Here is a 15850-nt window from a genome sequence, read left to right as displayed (position 1 = left end):
CCGTCGACGGGTGCGTCAGCGGGTGCGGGCCGCGCCGCGCCGGCGCCGCCACAGCACCACGGGCACCGCACCCGCGAGCGAGAGGGCTCCCGGTGCGACGACTGCCCGGGTGTTGATGCCGGACTGGTCGAAGGTGCCCGGGACGGGCAGCATCGCCCAGCGCGAGAGCGGCCAGGCGACGACGAACGCACGGCCCACGGCCTCGTCGACCGGCACGAACCCGTGGTTCTTGTCGGCCTGGTGGTAGCGGGAGTCCTCCGAGTCCTGCCGGTGGTCGCCCATCATCCACAGCTTGCCCTTGGGGACGGTCACCTTGAACTGGCCGCCCCTCTGGTCGACGCTGCACGGCGTGTTCCCGGGGAAGACGTACGGCTCGTCGAGGGGCTTTCCGTTGACCGTCAGGGGGCCGGTGCCCTTGCACTCCACGGTGTCGCCGGCGACACCGATGACCCGCTTGATCAGGTCCTGCTCATTGGCCGAGGGCATGACGCCGACGAACGACAGGACCTTCTGCACCACGTTCGGGTCCGAAGTCGGCTGCCCCGCAAGCCAGTTGTCGGGGTCGTGGAAGACGACGACCTCGCCGCGGCCGGGCTGCGAGCCGAACCACGGGGTCAGCTTGTCGACCAGGACGCGGTCGCCTGGCTGGAGCGCGTTCTGCATGGACTCGGACGGGATGGAGAAGGCCTGCACCAGGAACGTCTTGATCAGCAGCGCGAGCACCAGCGCGACCACGACGAGGATCGGCAGCTCCCGCCAGAAGGAGCGCTGCTTGCCGGGGCCGGAGCGGCGCGGTCCTTCGGGCTCCTCACCGTCCGTCTGAGGGCTCCCGTCCGCGCCGACCGCTGAATTCCCCACGCCCGCTCCTTCGTTCGTACCGCGCCCACGCGCCGGCGGCGTGGATTCACGCCCTGTCCGGTGAACGTTAGTTCCCGGTGGCCCCGATCGCCGGGGGCGCCGGGCGGTGTCCGGTCGCGTTCCTGCATCCGAAGGACGCGGGGCGGGTCAGGAGGCGGGCTCGGGGCCCTGCATGTGCTCGCTGATCCACTGGATGAGCCCGCCGCCCGCCATGTTGGGCACGTACGTCTTGGCGTTGTGCCCGCCGCCCTGGATGACGCTGAGCTTCGTCTTGACGGGGCCCTTGCCGTACTTGGCGATGAACTCCTCGATCTTCGGCTTGGCCTGGGCGTCGGAACCCACGGTGCCGACCTGGAAGGCCAGATAGACGTCGGGGCCCTTCGCGGCGATCAGCTTCTGGGCCAGCAGATTGGGGTTGTTCTCGCCCTTCTCCTTGTCGTGCCCGGCCCACAGACGCGAGTCGGGGACGATGTCCGGGCCGGAGGCGATGACGGCCTTGAACTGGCCGGGCTTCTGCAGCACGCTCTTGAGGCCCGCGAAGCCGCCCGTCGAGGAGCCCATGAAGGCCCAGCCGTCACGGGACTTCACCGTACGGAAGTTGGCCTTGATGAGGTCGGGCACGTCCTCCGTCAGCCAGGTGCCCATCTTCGGCTGGCCCGGGATGTCACTCGCGTCCCAGTACAGGCCCCCGGTGTCCGGGTGGGGGTTGAGGACCGGCATCGCGAGGATGAACGGCAGGCTCTTGCCCTCCTTGGACCACTGGGAGATGCTCGACTCCAGCTTGAGGTCCGTGCCCATCCAGTAGTTGGTCGGGTAGCCGGCGCCGCCGGGCAGGGCGACCATCACGGGGAAGCCGCTCTTGGCGTACTTCGGGTCCTTGTACTCCGGCGGGACCCAGACCCAGACCTTGCCGGTGAAGCCGGACTTCTTGCCCTCCAGGGTCGTCACCGCGATCTTGGTGCCGTTCTCCGGAACCGTGCCGGCCACCGTGAATTTGGCTTCCGGCCCGGTCGGCATCAGCACCTTGGAGTTGGCCGATTTGCCGCCGTCACCGCCTGGCTTGTCACCGCCGGCTCCGGAGCCGCCCTGGCCGAAACTGATGGCGTCACCCTCGTCGGAGAAGACGTCGAAGTAGTTCAGGACGGGCCACGCGATCAGGCCGAGCACGGTGACGGCGACCACGCCGAGTATCCAGCGCTTGGCGCGGCTGGCCCGGCGGTGGCCCCGAGACTGGTAGGCCCCGTGACGGGGGTCGGTCATTGCTATCGCTCCGGGTGGTTCTGTGGCCCAAGGGCATGCCTGTTCGTTCCACCTGGGCTGATGGGCTGGAGCGGCCAAAGGGTTCCGGATTTGTCTTACAAATCTTGTGAAGGTGACCGATCAAGCCATGGCGGTCGCCGACGCCTTCCGTCCGACGCCTTTCCGCGCGGGCGGCAGGACGTCCCCGTGTCAGGCGGGCAAGCAGTGGCCGGGCGTCAGGCGTGCAGGGGGTGGCGCACCCACACATGGGGCTCCACGTAACTCACCCGGTCGTGACGGGTGTCACAGTGCACCGGCACCAGGGCGGCCGGGACCTCGATCTCGCCGTCCCGGTCGAACGGCAGCCCGGTCCAGCGGCGCCACTCGGCCGAGGTCCCGCTCACCGTCATCGAGGCGGCGGCCGCCTTCACTATGGTGCCGCCGGCCTTGACGTGAACGCGCAGCCACGGATCGGCGGGCAGCCCGTCGTCCCTGACCTCGCGCAGGTATTCGGCCATGGGCAGCCGGGACCGCAGGTGCTTGGCGGTCGGGCGTACCGGCGCCACGAGCGCGTCCAGACCCTGACGCCCGACCGCGGCCCGCATCGCGGCGAGCATCCGGTAGGACAGACCGCGCCCCAGGTGATCGAGGTCCACGGTGATCTCCAGCGCGCTCGCCGTCGTCACGGGACGGACCCGCCGCGCGCCGTCGAACGCCCATGCCAGGACCTGGTCCCAGCCCCGGTCCGGCATCTCCTCGCGGCCGTCGAGCGTCGCGTTGAAGGGGACGCTGAAGCCGCGGGCGATGATCCGGTCGCCCTCGGTGGCCACCACGCAGTACTGCGGGAATTCCTCGGGCACCCGGGCGAGCAGGGCGTAGCCGATCAGGTCCCAGGCTATGAACTCGGGCCAGTTGTCGCTCATCCCATAGATGCGGGCGGCCAGTTCGGGTCACTCGGCGAGGGTACCGATGGCGATGTCGTGGCTGTGCGTCACGACCGCGACCCTGTCAGAACCCGCAGGTCAGCACCACTCCTTTTGGTTCCGGCCCGACATCACGCCCGGACGCAGCGGACGCGTAGCGTCACCGTGAGGTGCCGCCCGGCCATGCCACGGGACGCGGTCACCCCGAATTCGGTCCGGTCGATACGGGCCGTGGCGAGGGCGGTGAACCCCCCGGTCGTCGAAGCGGATTCCTCGATGCGCAGGGACACCGGGCGCGCGACGCCGCACACCGTGAGGGTGCCCGGCACCGTGGTGCCGTCGACGCGGTCACCCGTGAACGTCATGAGCGGATGACGCTCGGCGTCCAGGAATCGCGCCGAGCGCACGGCCCTGTCCCGCTGCCTGCTGCCGGTGCTGAAACTCGCCGTGCCGATCTCGGCGCGGACGCCCGAACCACCGAGCGGCTCGGCGATGTCGACGCTGCCGGAGCGGATCGTGAAGGTGCCCCGCACCGGGAGCAGCCCGAACACGTGCCGGGTCGTGAACTCGACGGTCGAGGCTGCGGGATCGATGGCGTAGTGCCCGAGCGCGGGCGCCGCCGTGGCCTTGTCCTCGCTGGCGTTTGCGTTGGCGTTGTCGTCGTTGGATTCCATGTGCCGATTGCACCGCGGGGCGACCACCCCGCGGCAGAGCGGGCGGGCGGGCGCCGGTGCGACGAAAGGAGGACCGGCCGGTGCGGCGCCCGACTTTCGTAGGGTCCCCCGCGGCCGGAGGTCTGCTTTCCGGGGGCCACCGGGCCGACATGACCTACCGTGAACGGCATGAGAGACGGACCGTGGCACCGTCGGCACCCGCTCGCCGTGGACACGGCGATCGCCGTCTGCTTCGCCCTGGGCGACACGGCGATCACGCTGGTCGGCGCGACCTGGTGGCCCGAACGGCCGGACACCCTCGCTCGGGTGCTGCTCGGCGCCCAGGCCCTGGCCTGCCTCTCCCTCGTGATCCGGCGCCGGGCGCCCCTGACGGTGGTCGCCGTCCTCGGCGCCTTCACGCTCGCCGTCACCCTGCTGATCTCACCCGCGCACGCCCTGACCCCCGCGAACCCGGGCAATGTCTGGGCACCGTTCTCGACGGCACTCGCCGCCTACGGCCCGGTGTTCTACGGCAGGACCGCCCGCAACCGGCGTACCGCGTTCCTGGTCCTCGGCCTCTTCACGCTGGTCGTCGCCCGGGCCTGGGAACCGTCCGTCACCGTCCTCACCGTGGGCCTGCTGCGCACCGCGGTCGGGCCCCTGCTCGCCCTGTACTTCGACGCGCGCAGGAGGCTCGTGTGCGCCCTGACCGAGCGTGCCGAACGGGCCGAGCGGGAGCGCCATCTGCTCGCCGAGCGGGCGCGGGCCGAGGAACGCGGCCGCCTCGCCGGCGAGATGCACGACGTGGTCACCCACCGGGTCAGCCTGATGGTGCTCCAGGCCGGCGCGCTGCGCGTGACCGCCTCCGACGAGGCGACCCGGCGGGCGGCGGAGGAACTCCGGGCGGCCGGCTGCCAGGCCCTGGAGGAACTGCGGGACCTGGTCGGCATCCTGCGCACCGCACCCGAGGAGGACCGCACCCCCTCGCCCGACGGCCTGGCCGCGCTCGTCGCCGAGTCGACGGCGGCAGGGGTCCCCGCCGAACTGGTCGAAGTGGGCGACCGGTCGCTGGCCTCCCCGGTGGTCGGCCGCACCACGTACCGGATCGTGCGCGAGGCGCTGACCAACGTGCACAAGCACGCCTGTGGCGCCCGTGTCACCGTCTCCGTGGAGTACGACGCGGGCGGGGTGCGCGTCGCCGTCCGCAACACCCGGCCGAGCGGGAGCCCCGACAGCGAGCTGGTGCGCACCGGTTCGGGCCTGGGCATCGCCGGGCTCCGGCAGCGCATCGAGCTCGTGCACGGCAGCCTGCGGGCCGGGCCCGAACCGGACGGCGGTTTCTGCGTGGCGGCCGAACTGCCCGCCTACGTACCGACAGCGGAATCAGTGGGGTGAGGCCCGTGGTGCGGGTGGTGGTCGTGGACGACGAGGCAATGGTGTGCGGGTTCCTGCGCACGATCCTCGGTTCCGCCGACGACATCGAGGTGGTCGCCGAGGCGCACGACGGGGCGGCCGGCATCGAGGCGGTGCTGCGGCACCGGCCCGATGTCGTCCTCATGGATCTGCGGATGCCGGGCATGGACGGCATCACCGCCATCGAGCGGCTGACCCGGCGCGACGCGCAGCCGCCGCCCATCGTGGTGCTCACGACCTTCGACGCCGACCAGTACGTCCTGCGTGCGCTGCGCGCCGGGGCGACGGGGTTCCTGGTGAAGTCCACGCCGCCGGAGGAGCTCATCGGTCTGGTCCGGGTGGCGGCCGAGGGCCACACCGTGCTGTCGCCCGCCGCCGCCCGGCGGCTCATCGCGGCCTCGACCGACGGTCTTTCGGCCCGTGACCGCGCCCGCGAGCGCGTCGCCCTGCTCACCGAACGGGAGACCGAGGTCCTCGCGGGCCTGGGGGAAGGGCTCTCCAACGCGCGGATCGCGGCCCGGCTCCATCTGTCGGAGGCGACCGTCAAGGGCTATGTGTCGCGCACACTCGACAAACTGGAATGCGCCAATCGCACCCAGGCCGGACTGCTCGCCCACGAGGCGGGCATCGTAGCGTCGTAGCTTCACTCTCCAACCAGCTTGATTCGTCCATGAGTTGACGCACCGCCACGTCCTGCCCGCGCACATCCGGGGGCGGCGCCCCGTCGGCGGCGGACGGCCCGCGCGCGGACACGCCGTGGCAATGCCGGGCTCGGCGCGGACGGGGGCGGATGCTTGTTCCTGCTCGTCCGATGGGAGCCATTGACAAGAACGAGCATCAGTACTGCACTGGCGGGTGCCCTCCGGCAGGCTCGTGCGCCGGCGGGATCGGCACCTTCCCTGCCTCCTACGCATCCCGCCCGGGCCGCGACCGGCCGGGCCAGGAAGGAATCTGTCGTGCCGTCACTTCCTACCCGGCGCAGGAGACTCGCCGCCCTGCTCGCCGCGCTCCTGGCCGTCCCGCTGACCGCGACCGGGGCCCACGCCGCGGCGGCCGCGGCTCCGGCGCCGCCCACCGCGCCCGCCCAGGGCGGCCGGCTCGCCGCCACGCCGCCGATGGGCTGGAACAACTGGGCGCACTACATGTGCGACATCAGCGAACAGACCGTGGTGCACAACGCCGACGCGCTGGTCTCGTCGGGGCTCGCCGCCAAGGGCTACAAGACGGTCACCGTGGACGACTGCTGGATGGCCAAGACCCGCGACGGCCAGGGCAACCTGGTGGCGGACCCGGTCCGCTTCCCGCACGGCATGGCCTGGCTCGGCTCCTATCTGCACGCCCGCGGCCTGAAGTTCGGCATCTACGAGGACGCGGGCTCCGCCACCTGCGAGGGCTACCCGGGCAGCGGCCGCCCCCAGGGCGGCGGCCCCGACCACTTCGAGCAGGACACGGCCACCTTCGCGTCCTGGGGCGTGGACTACCTCAAGCTCGACGGCTGCAACATGTACGTGGGCCCCGGCCAGACCAAGGAGGAGGCCTACCGCCAGGCGTACGACGCCGAGTCCGCGGCGCTCCACAACGCGGGGCGCGACATCGTCTTCTCGGAGTCGGCGCCCGCCTACTTCCAGCCGAACGGCGAATGGGGCAGCCCGGACTGGTTCTCCGTCCTCTCCTGGGTCGGCGGGGACGGCCAGCTGTGGCGCGAGGGCACCGACATCGTGGTGTTCAACCCGCAGAAGCCCACCGCGAGCCGCTGGGCGAGCGTGCTGTGGAACTACGGCTACAACCGCTGGCTCGGCCGCTACGCCGGGCCCGGCAACTGGAACGACCCCGACTTCCTGCTGGCCGGCGACCCGGGTCTGACCGCCGACGAGTCGCGCAGCCAGGTGGCGCTCTGGTCGATGATGGCCGCCCCGTTCATCCTCTCCTCCGACGTGGCCGCCCTCACCCCGGCCGGGCGCTCGGCCCTCGGCAACGCCGGTCTGATCGCCCTCGACCAGGACCGCATGGGCCGGCAGGCCGCCGTGGTCGCCACCAACGGCACCACCGACGTCCTGGTCCGCCCGCTGGCGAACGGCGACCGGGCCGTCGCCGTGCTCAACCGGTCCTCCTCGGCGCGGAACGTGTCCACGAGCCTCGCCTCGATCGGCCTGCCCGGCTGCTCGGTGAGCGCCAAGGACCTCTGGAGCGGCGGCACTTCGAGCACCTCGCCCGCGCTGACCGCCAATGTCCCCGCCCACGGCACCGCCATCTGGCGGCTCACCCCGGGCAGCGGCTGTGCGCCCGCGGTGCCCACCGGGCAGCTCACCGGCAACGGTGCCAACTGCGCGGACGTGTCCAACAGCGGCACGGCCGACGGAACCCCGGTGATCCTCTTCCCGTGCACCTCCAACGCCAACCAACGCTGGAGCCTGGCCGACGACGACACCGTACGGGCGCTCGGCAAGTGCCTGACGGCGACCGGTTCCGCTGCCGGCGGCTCCGCCGTCCTGTCGGCCTGCACGGGTGCGGATGCCCAGCGCTGGACCACCGGCGGGGACGGGGCGCTGGTCAACGCCGGGTCCGGCCTCTGCCTCGATGTGTACGGCGGCGGCACGGCGAGCGGCACCAGGCTCGACACCTGGACCTGCGGCAGCCACCAGGCGAACCAGACCTGGGCGCTGCCCGTGTGACGCCCGGCGTCAGCTCGTGGCGGCGAGCTCCTGTCGCACGCTGATCGCGTCGAGGCGGATCGTGACCGCCGCGGTGTCCTCGGCGCCCAGCGACAGGAGCGTCGCCCGGTCGGCGGCCACGGTCACCTCGACGCGGAACGCGACGACGTAGAGGTGGCGGCCCGTCTCCTCGTCCTGGAGCGCGAAGAGCAGGTGGTAGAAGTACCGCGTGCCGTCCGTGCTCTCCTGGAAGGCGAGATGGGCCGCGTCCCGCTGTGCTCCCAGGCCGAGGAACACGCCGGCCAGAGCGGTGTCCGCCTTGTCCCAGAACGCGGGGTTCTCGAATGGTTCGACCAGCGCCTGGCGCACGGCCTGCCGGAGTGTGAGGACCATGACCTGGAGGGGCGCGGTCTCCTGGAGGCCGAAACCGGGGATGATCTTGACGACCGAGCTGTTCGGCAGGCTCCGGGCGGCCGAGCGCACGGCCCCGAAGTCGAAGGCCGCGTCCGCCGCCGGCGCGATGGCCTCCTGAAGGACGGCCTCGGCGGCCCGCACCTGGTCGAGGGCCTCCGGGCCGGCTTCGACGACCGTCCTGAAGGCGGCCGTTGTGGTGGTGGCCCGGTCAACCATGGCTGCTCCCGCGAGGGTTGGAAGTGATCAGTTTCAGCCGCGCCAGTATGCCGAAGCGGTCCCGAACGGGCTGACCGGTCTCACATTCCGTACGTGAAATGCCCCAGGAGAGTGGGGGATTGACTCCGCGTGACCGAGTGTGATCAAGAGCACCGCTCTGACCTGCAATAACCACACAAAGTGACGCCCGTCACTTCGGGTTATTTTTTCGGCATGTTCCCCGCATGCCGGGGCAGGGGCGGTGGTGGCCCTGTCCCAGCACCGCATCGGAGGATCCGAAACATGCCCGAGCTCTTCATCGACGGCCAGTGGAGTGCCGCCGTCGACGGGCGGACCCGTGAGATCCGGTGTCCCGCAGACGGCACCCTGGTCGCCACGGTCGACGAAGCGGGTCCCCAGGACACCGCGAACGCCATCGCCGCGGCCCGAGCCGCCTTCGACCACGGACCGTGGCCGAGGACGGCCCCGGCCGAGCGCGGTGCGCTGCTGCTTCGCGTCGCCGATCTGCTCGTGCGCGACAAGGAACTCCTCGCGCGTGCCGAGTCGCTCGACACCGGCAAGCGGCTCGTCGAGTCCCGCTACGACATGGACGACATCGCCAACTGCTTCCGCTACTTCGCCACCCTCGTCGCCGCCGAGGGCGCGGGCCGCGTCGTGGACACCGGCAACCCGGTCGTGGACAGCCGCGTCGTCCACGAGCCGGTCGGTGTGTGCGGCCTGATCACGCCGTGGAACTACCCGCTGCTGCAGACCGCGTGGAAGGTCGCCCCCGCGATCGGCGCGGGCAACACCTTCGTCCTGAAGCCCAGCGAGCTGACCCCGCACACCGCCATCCACCTCATGAAGCTGCTGACCGAGGCGGGCCTTCCGGCGGGCGTCGCCAACCTGGTGCTCGGCGCGGGCGCCGAGGCCGGCGCACCGCTCGCCGAGCACCCCGACGTCGACCTCGTCTCCTTCACCGGCGGCCTCGTGACCGGCCGCCGGATCATGGCCGCGGCCGCCCCCACCGTGAAGAAGACCGCACTCGAACTCGGCGGCAAGAACCCCAACGTCGTCTTCGCCGACGTCGCCGCGACCGATGCGGGTTTCGAGGCGGCCGTGGACAACGCGCTGACCGCCGTGTTCCTGCACTCCGGGCAGGTCTGCTCGGCCGGCACCCGCCTCCTGGTCGAGGATGCGCTGCACGACCGCTTCGTGGACGAACTGGTGCGCCGGGCCCGACTGATCCGGCTCGGGGGCCCGTTCGACGAGCGCGCCGAGACCGGCCCGCTGATCTCCGCCGCCCACCGCGACAAGGTCGAGGCGTACGTCGCCGCCGGTGTCGCCGAGGGCGCCGTGCTGCGCTGCGGCGGCGAGCGCCCCAACTCCGCTGAGCTGGATGGTGGTTACTACTACCCGCCGACCATCCTCGACGAGTGCCGGGCCGACATGAGCGTGGTGCGCGACGAGTCCTTCGGGCCGGTCCTGACCGTCGAGCGCTTCACCGACGAGGACCAGGCCGTGCGTCTGGCCAACGACACCGTCTACGGTCTGGCCGGCGCGGTGTGGACCACCGACGAGGCCAGGGCCCGCCGGGTGGCCGCCGCGCTGCGGCTCGGCACCGTGTGGATCAACGACTTCCACCCGTACGTGCCGCAGGCCGAATGGGGCGGCTACAAGCAGTCCGGCACCGGACGCGAACTCGGGCCCGCCGGCCTGGCCGAGTACCAGGAGACCAAGCACATCTGGCGCAACACCGCCCCCGAACCCCAGCGGTGGTTCGAGAGCTGACCCGCTGAACCCACGACCGGCCGTACCCCGCGGACGGCCGGTCACCGCACCGTGCCCCTCCTGAATCCCTGCCTACTTGGAGTCTGGTCATGAGCATGACGAAGGATGACGACGATCTCCGGGAGTTCGGTTACAGACCCGAACTCAAGCGCACCCTCGGCAACTTCCACACCTTCGCCGCAGGCATCAGCTACATCTCGATCCTGACCGGCACCTTCCAGCTGTTCTACTTCGGCTTCGGTTTCGGCGGCCCGGCCTACTGGTGGTCGTGGCCGCTGGTCTTCGTCGGCCAGCTGATGGTCGCCCTCTGCTTCGCCGAACTCGCCGCCAAGTACCCGGTGGCCGGCTCGGTCTACAACTGGGCCAAGAAACTCGGCGGCCCGCACGTCGGCTGGCTGGCCGGCTGGATGATGCTGATCGCCTCGATCGTGTCGATCGCCGCGGTGGCCCTCGCCTACCAGGCCACCCTGCCGCAGATCTCCAAGGTGTTCCAGATAGTCGGCGACGGCACCGGCACCTACGACGTCGCCACCAACGCCGTGATCCTCGCCGCGGTGCTCATCCTCTTCACCACCCTGGTCAACGCGTTCGGCGTCAAGCTGATGGCACGCATCAACACGGCCGGCGTCTTCCTCGAACTCGTCGCGACCGTCGTCCTGATCGTCCTGTTCGCCGTCCACGTGGTGCGCGGTCCCTCCGTGGTGCTCGACACCCACGGCCACGGCGGCAGCGGCAGCTTCGGCTACATGGGCGCCTTCCTCACCGCGGCCCTCGCCTCCGCCTACGTGATGTACGGCTTCGACACGGCCGCCTCCCTCGGCGAGGAGTCCGTCGACCCGTCCCGCAACGCGCCGCGCGCGATCCTGCGGGCCCTGCTCGCCTCGTTCGTGCTCGGCGGCCTGATCCTGATCCTCGCCCTGATGAGCGTCTCCAGCCTCGACGGCAAGGGCATCACCAGCGACGGCCTCCAGTACGTGGTGCTCGACGTGCTCGGCGACACCGGCGGCAAGCTCATGCTGTGGTGCGTCCTGATCGCGGTCACCGTGTGCGCGCTCGCCGTGCACACCGCCGCCATCCGCCTCGCCTTCGCGATGTCCCGGGACAACAACCTGCCCGCCGCGTCCCTGATGGCCAAGGTCAGCCCGCGCTTCCAGACGCCCGTGCTGCCGGCCGTCGTGATCGGCGTCCTGGCCCTGGTGATCCTCCTGGTGAACATCCGCCAGCCGCAGATCTTCTCGGTGGTCACCAGCATCGGCATCATCATGATCTACGTCGCCTATCTGCTCGTCACCCTGCCGATGCTCATCGCCCGTCTGCGCGGCAAGTGGACCCCGGCCGGTGACGGCAAGTTCTCGCTGGGCCGCTGGGGCCTGCCGGTGAACATCCTCGGCGTCCTGTGGGGCGGCGCCATGACGCTCAACCTGGCCTGGCCGCGCGCCGAGGTCTACAACGCCACCGCCCCCTACCACTGGTACCTGCGCTGGGGCGCCTTCCTCTTCGTCGGAGCCGTCCTGCTCGGCGGCTTCGCCTACTACTGGTTCGTCCAGCGCCACAAGACCGGCGTCCTGGCGAGCCACGCCGCATCGGAAACCGAAAGTGAGTCAGAGACCCATGTCCACACAGCCCACTGAATCCACCGTCCTCACCGAGGAGTTCGACTACGTCGTCGTCGGCGGCGGCACGGCGGGCAACGTGGTCGCGGCCCGGCTCAGCGAGGACCCCTCGGTCACCGTGTGCGTCCTGGAGGCGGGACCCTCCGACGTCGGCGACGACAACGTCCTCAAGCTGGACCGCTGGATGGGCCTGCTCGAATCCGGCTACGACTGGGACTACCCCGTCGAGCCCCAGTCCCACGGCAACAGCTTCATGCGGCACGCCCGCGCCAAGGTGCTCGGCGGCTGCTCCTCGCACAACTCGTGCATCGCCTTCTGGGCGCCCGCCGAAGACCTCAACGCCTGGGAGGCGGCGGGCTGTTCGGGCTGGGGCGCGGCCGACATCTTCCCGCTGTACCAGCGCCTGGAGACCAACGACGCCCCCGGCGACCACCACGGCCGCAGCGGCCCGGTGAAGATCCGGAACGTCAAGTCGTCCGACCCGTGCGGCGCGGCGCTCCTCGAAGCGTGCGCCCAACAGGGCATCCCCACCACGCAGTTCAACGACGGCAAGACCGTGATCCGGGGCGCCAACTGGTTCCAGATCAACTCCGACGAGAACAACATCCGCCAGTCCTCCTCGGTGGCCTACCTCCACCCCGTGATGGACCGGCGCCCCAACCTCGTCGTGCGCACCGGGGTGCGCGCCAAGAAGCTGATCATCGACGCCGACCGCCGCTGCACCGGCGCCGAGTACCTCGACCCCGACCTCATCCACACCCGTACCGTCACCGCGCGGCGCGAGGTCATCGTGTCCTGCGGTTCGATCGACACCCCCAAGCTCCTGATGCTGTCGGGCATCGGCCCCGCCGCCCATCTGCGCGAGGTGGGAGTGGACGTCCTGGTCGACGCCCCCGGCGTCGGCGAGAACCTCCAGGACCACCCCGAGGGCGTCATCATGTGGGAGGCCAAGCAGCCCATGACGACGGCCTCCACCCAGTGGTGGGAGATCGGCATCTTCGCGGACACCGAACCCGGCCTGGAACGCCCGGACTTGATGTTCCACTACGGTCAGGTGCCGTTCGACATGAACACCGCGCGGTACGGCTACCCGACCACCGAGAACGCGTTCTGCCTCACCCCCAACGTGACGCAGGCCAAGTCCCGCGGCACCGTGCGCCTGCGCACCCGCGACTACCGGGACAAGCCGATGGTCGACCCGCGCTACTTCACGCACGAGCACGACGCGCGGGTCATGACGTACGGCCTGAAGCTGGCCCGCGAGATCGCCGCGCAGCCCGCGCTGAGCGGCTGGGCGGGCGCCGAACTCGCCCCCGGCCCGGACGTGCGCACCGACGACGAGCTGCTCGACTACATCCGCAAGACCCACAACACCGTCTACCACCCCGCGTCGACGGTGAAGATGGGTGCCGACGACGACGCGATGGCCCCGGTGGACGCCCGGCTGCGCGTCAAGGGCATCGACGGCCTGCGGGTCTGCGACGGCTCGGTCATGCCGGAGCTCGTCACCGTCAACCCGTGCATCACGACCATGGCGATCGGTGAGAAGTGCGCCGACCTGCTGAAGGCCGACGCGCGCTGACCCCCCGTCGACCGGTTCCGGGCCTCCTGCACGGGGCCCGGAACCGGTCCTGTGGTTGTGCCCGCCGGACCGGCCCCGGGCCGGCGGCAGCGCTCTAGGCCGGAGGCAGCAGGGGACCGCAGTCCCACTGCTGGAAGATGAGCCGGGTCTCCACCCGGGCGACCTCCGGCCGCGAGGTGAACTCGTCCAGGACGAGCCGCTGAAGATCGGCGGTGTCCGCGACGGTGACGTGCACCAGGTAGTCGTCGGGCCCGGTCAGATGGAACAGCGACCGGGACTCCGGCAGCGCCCTGACCCGCTCCACGAACGGGCCGATCAGATCGCGCCGGTGCGGACGCACCTGCACCGAAAGCAGCGCCTGCAGTCCCCGTCCCAGCTTCGCCGGGTCGACGCGCAGCTGATGTCCCAGGATCACCCCGGATCGCCGCAGTCGTGCCACGCGGTCCAGACAGGTGGAGGGCGCTACGCCCACCTCGGCGGCGAGATCGCGGTAGGTCATGCGGGCGTCGTTCTGCAGAAGCCGCAGAATGTGCAGATCCACCGGGTCGAGTACGACGGATTCGGCCATGGCCCGAACGTTACACGGGGTGCGGCCCCACGGGCCCGGTCGCTGTTCACAGTGGACCCATGGACGCCGACACCACACTCGTGGACGCCAGAGCCGTGGACACCCTCGCCGTGCACGCGGGCCGCGAAGACCTCGCCGGGCTCGGACTGCACGCACCGCCGATCGACCTGTCCACCACCTACCCCTCGTACGACAGCAGGGGGGAAGCGGCCAGGATCGACGCCTTCGCCGCCACCGGCGAAGCCCCCGAGGGCCCGCCGGTCTACGGCCGGCTCGGCAATCCCACCGTCGCCCGCTTCGAGACGGCGCTCGCCACCCTGGAGGGCACCGAGGCCGCGGTCGCCTTCGCCAGCGGCATGGCGGCCCTGTCCGCCGTGCTGCTCGCCCAGCACGCCACGGGCAGGCGGCACGTCGTGGCGGTGCGCCCGCTGTACGGATGCAGCGACCACCTGCTGACCGCCGGACTCCTCGGCACCGAGGTCACCTGGGCCGACCCGGAGCACGCCGCGGACGCGCTCCGCCCCGACACCGCCCTGGTCATGGTCGAGAGCCCCGCCAACCCGACCCTCGCCGAGGTGGACCTCGCGGCGCTCGCCGAGGCCTGCGGCACGGTGCCGCTCCTCGTCGACAACACCTTCGCCACGCCCGTACTCCAGCGGCCCGTCACCAGCGGCGCCCGGCTCGTGCTGCACAGCGCGACGAAGTACCTCGGTGGTCACGGGGACGTCCTCGGGGGCGTCGTGGCCTGCGACGAGGCCTTCGCCCGCCGGCTGCGCCAGATCCGCTTCGCCACGGGCGGCGTCCTGCACCCGCTCGCCGGCTATCTGCTCCTGCGCGGACTCTCGACCCTGCCGGTGCGCGTGCGGGCCGCGTCCGCCACCGCTGCCGGGCTCGCGGCCCGCCTCGCCGCTGACCCGCGCGTGCTGCGCGTCCACTATCCGAAGCTGGGCGGCGCCATGGTGGCCTTCGAGACGCTCGCCGACCCGCACGAGGTGATCGCCCGGGTCCGTCTGATCACCCCGGCCGTCAGCCTCGGCAGCGTCGACACCCTCATCCAGCACCCCGCCTCGATCAGCCACCGCATCGTGCCCGAGGACGACCGCGCCTCCTCGGGCGTCAGCGACCGGCTGCTGCGCATGTCGGTCGGCCTGGAGGACGCGGGGGACCTGTGGCGCGACCTGGACCAGGCGCTCGGGGAGTCGTTGGCAACGCCCCTGCCCGTCACGGGAGTTCGGAACCTGCACGCCGCCGATGAGGCCCGGTTCGCCGACGTGTGAGCGAGTCCGGACGCTGCGGCGCCAGGGGCGGCGAGTCCGGGTACCGAGGCACTCGGGCCGGGTGTTCAGGAAGCGACTCGGGCGCCCCCGGCGCGGGGGTGCCTCAGCCGTTCGTCCTGTTCCGGCTGAACTCGTCCTTGCCGAAGCCGTCCCAACTGACCTCCAGCTTCGCGCCGTTCATCCTCGCCGTGCCCTTGACGCGGGTGGTGTTCCCGTCCGCGCACTTCAGGCGCAGTGCCGTCGTCCCGGCGGTGCTGCTCGCCGTTCCGTTGCACAGGTGCTCGCCGAGCACGGAGGCGACCTTCCCCTTGATGACGAGCGCGACGGGCTTGCCCCGGGTCACGGCGACCCAGTTCCCGTCGAGCCCCTTGGCGCCGGGCGCGGAGCCCGCGGGGGCGCCCGATGCCTTGCCCTGAGCGGGAGTTGAGGCAGCGCCCGAACCCGCCGGAGCCTGCGTGGGCGAACTGCCGGCTGCTGTTGCCCGGCCCGATGCCTGTCCCGACGGCTTGTCCGAGGCCTTGTCGGAGCCTCCGCTGCTGCATCCCGAGGCCAGCAGGGCTGCGGCGAGCCCCACGGAGGCGAGGCCGGTGATACGCGAGAACCTGTGCACTGCTGATCGTCCCCTTGCGACGCGCTTTTCCGGACGCGTCAAGCTACCAGTCACCCGCCCCGC

Annotated in this window: 14 protein-coding genes; 7 read left to right on the top strand and 7 right to left on the bottom strand. The window is 71.2% G+C overall.

Annotation, left to right across the window (positions count from 1 at the left end; all coding sequences use genetic code 11):
- Nucleotides 1–15 precede the first annotated feature (15 nt).
- The 4 genes from lepB to IE267_RS27505 all read right to left on the bottom strand — a co-directional run bounded on the left by lepB (nt 16) and on the right by IE267_RS27505 (nt 3694).
- On the bottom strand, nt 16–858 hold the full coding sequence (gene lepB / locus IE267_RS27520; RefSeq protein WP_189765073.1) for a signal peptidase I: 843 nt from the start codon (nt 856–858) through the stop codon (nt 16–18).
- A 147-nt stretch (nt 859–1005) separates the two neighbouring features.
- Complete coding sequence (locus IE267_RS27515; RefSeq protein WP_167160093.1) at nt 1006–2118, bottom strand: alpha/beta hydrolase; 1113 nt, start codon at nt 2116–2118, stop codon at nt 1006–1008.
- A 215-nt stretch (nt 2119–2333) separates the two neighbouring features.
- On the bottom strand, nt 2334–3020 hold the full coding sequence (locus IE267_RS27510) for an N-acetyltransferase (RefSeq protein WP_229861453.1): 687 nt from the start codon (nt 3018–3020) through the stop codon (nt 2334–2336).
- Nucleotides 3021–3151: 131 nt separating this feature from the next.
- A complete protein-coding gene (locus tag IE267_RS27505; RefSeq protein WP_189765072.1) occupies nt 3152–3694 on the bottom strand; it encodes a YceI family protein in 543 nt (180 codons plus the stop codon).
- A 168-nt stretch (nt 3695–3862) separates the two neighbouring features.
- On the opposite strand from IE267_RS27505, the gene IE267_RS27500 reads away from it, so the two are divergent.
- The 3 genes from IE267_RS27500 (at nt 3863) to IE267_RS27490 (ending at nt 7758) form a co-directional block, all read left to right on the top strand.
- Complete coding sequence (locus tag IE267_RS27500; protein WP_189765071.1) at nt 3863–5068, top strand: sensor histidine kinase; 1206 nt, start codon at nt 3863–3865, stop codon at nt 5066–5068.
- Nucleotides 5069–5073: 5 nt separating this feature from the next.
- A complete protein-coding gene (locus IE267_RS27495; RefSeq protein ID WP_161251405.1) occupies nt 5074–5727 on the top strand; it encodes a response regulator transcription factor in 654 nt (217 codons plus the stop codon).
- A gap of 315 nt (nt 5728–6042) precedes the next feature.
- Nucleotides 6043–7758, top strand: a complete 1716-nt coding sequence (locus tag IE267_RS27490) for a ricin-type beta-trefoil lectin domain protein (protein WP_189765070.1) — start codon at nt 6043–6045, stop codon at nt 7756–7758.
- Nucleotides 7759–7767: 9 nt separating this feature from the next.
- On the opposite strand, the gene IE267_RS27485 is transcribed toward IE267_RS27490, so the two are convergent.
- On the bottom strand, nt 7768–8367 hold the full coding sequence (locus IE267_RS27485) for a Type-2Aa cytolytic delta-endotoxin (protein ID WP_161250303.1): 600 nt from the start codon (nt 8365–8367) through the stop codon (nt 7768–7770).
- A gap of 282 nt (nt 8368–8649) precedes the next feature.
- On the opposite strand from IE267_RS27485, the gene IE267_RS27480 reads away from it, so the two are divergent.
- The 3 genes from IE267_RS27480 to IE267_RS27470 all read left to right on the top strand — a co-directional run bounded on the left by IE267_RS27480 (nt 8650) and on the right by IE267_RS27470 (nt 13332).
- Nucleotides 8650–10137, top strand: a complete 1488-nt coding sequence (locus IE267_RS27480; RefSeq protein ID WP_189765069.1) for an aldehyde dehydrogenase family protein — start codon at nt 8650–8652, stop codon at nt 10135–10137.
- An 89-nt stretch (nt 10138–10226) separates the two neighbouring features.
- Entirely contained in the window at nt 10227–11768 is a 1542-nt protein-coding gene (locus IE267_RS27475; RefSeq protein WP_167160110.1) for an APC family permease, read from the top strand.
- Nucleotides 11749–13332 (top strand): GMC family oxidoreductase, encoded by a 1584-nt coding sequence (locus IE267_RS27470; RefSeq protein ID WP_167160112.1) that lies wholly within the window; start codon nt 11749–11751, stop codon nt 13330–13332. Before IE267_RS27475 ends, IE267_RS27470 begins: the two co-directional genes overlap by 20 nt.
- Nucleotides 13333–13426: 94 nt before the next feature.
- Here IE267_RS27470 and IE267_RS27465 read toward each other — a convergent pair whose 3' ends face one another.
- On the bottom strand, nt 13427–13900 hold the full coding sequence (locus IE267_RS27465; protein ID WP_167160114.1) for an Lrp/AsnC family transcriptional regulator: 474 nt from the start codon (nt 13898–13900) through the stop codon (nt 13427–13429).
- Between the two features lie 59 nt (nt 13901–13959).
- On the opposite strand from IE267_RS27465, the gene IE267_RS27460 reads away from it, so the two are divergent.
- Entirely contained in the window at nt 13960–15177 is a 1218-nt protein-coding gene (locus IE267_RS27460) for a trans-sulfuration enzyme family protein (protein WP_189765068.1), read from the top strand.
- Between the two features lie 103 nt (nt 15178–15280).
- Here the strand turns inward: IE267_RS27460 and IE267_RS27455 are convergent, their stop codons facing one another.
- Nucleotides 15281–15787, bottom strand: a complete 507-nt coding sequence (locus IE267_RS27455; RefSeq protein ID WP_189765067.1) for a hypothetical protein — start codon at nt 15785–15787, stop codon at nt 15281–15283.
- Nucleotides 15788–15850: the final 63 nt, after the last annotated feature.

The organism is Streptomyces xanthochromogenes (assembly GCF_014650455.1).
Taxonomy (GTDB): Bacteria; Actinomycetota; Actinomycetes; order Streptomycetales; family Streptomycetaceae; genus Streptomyces; species Streptomyces xanthochromogenes.
Note: the sequence above shows the minus strand (reverse complement) of the source record. Positions and strands in the feature narration are given on the sequence as shown.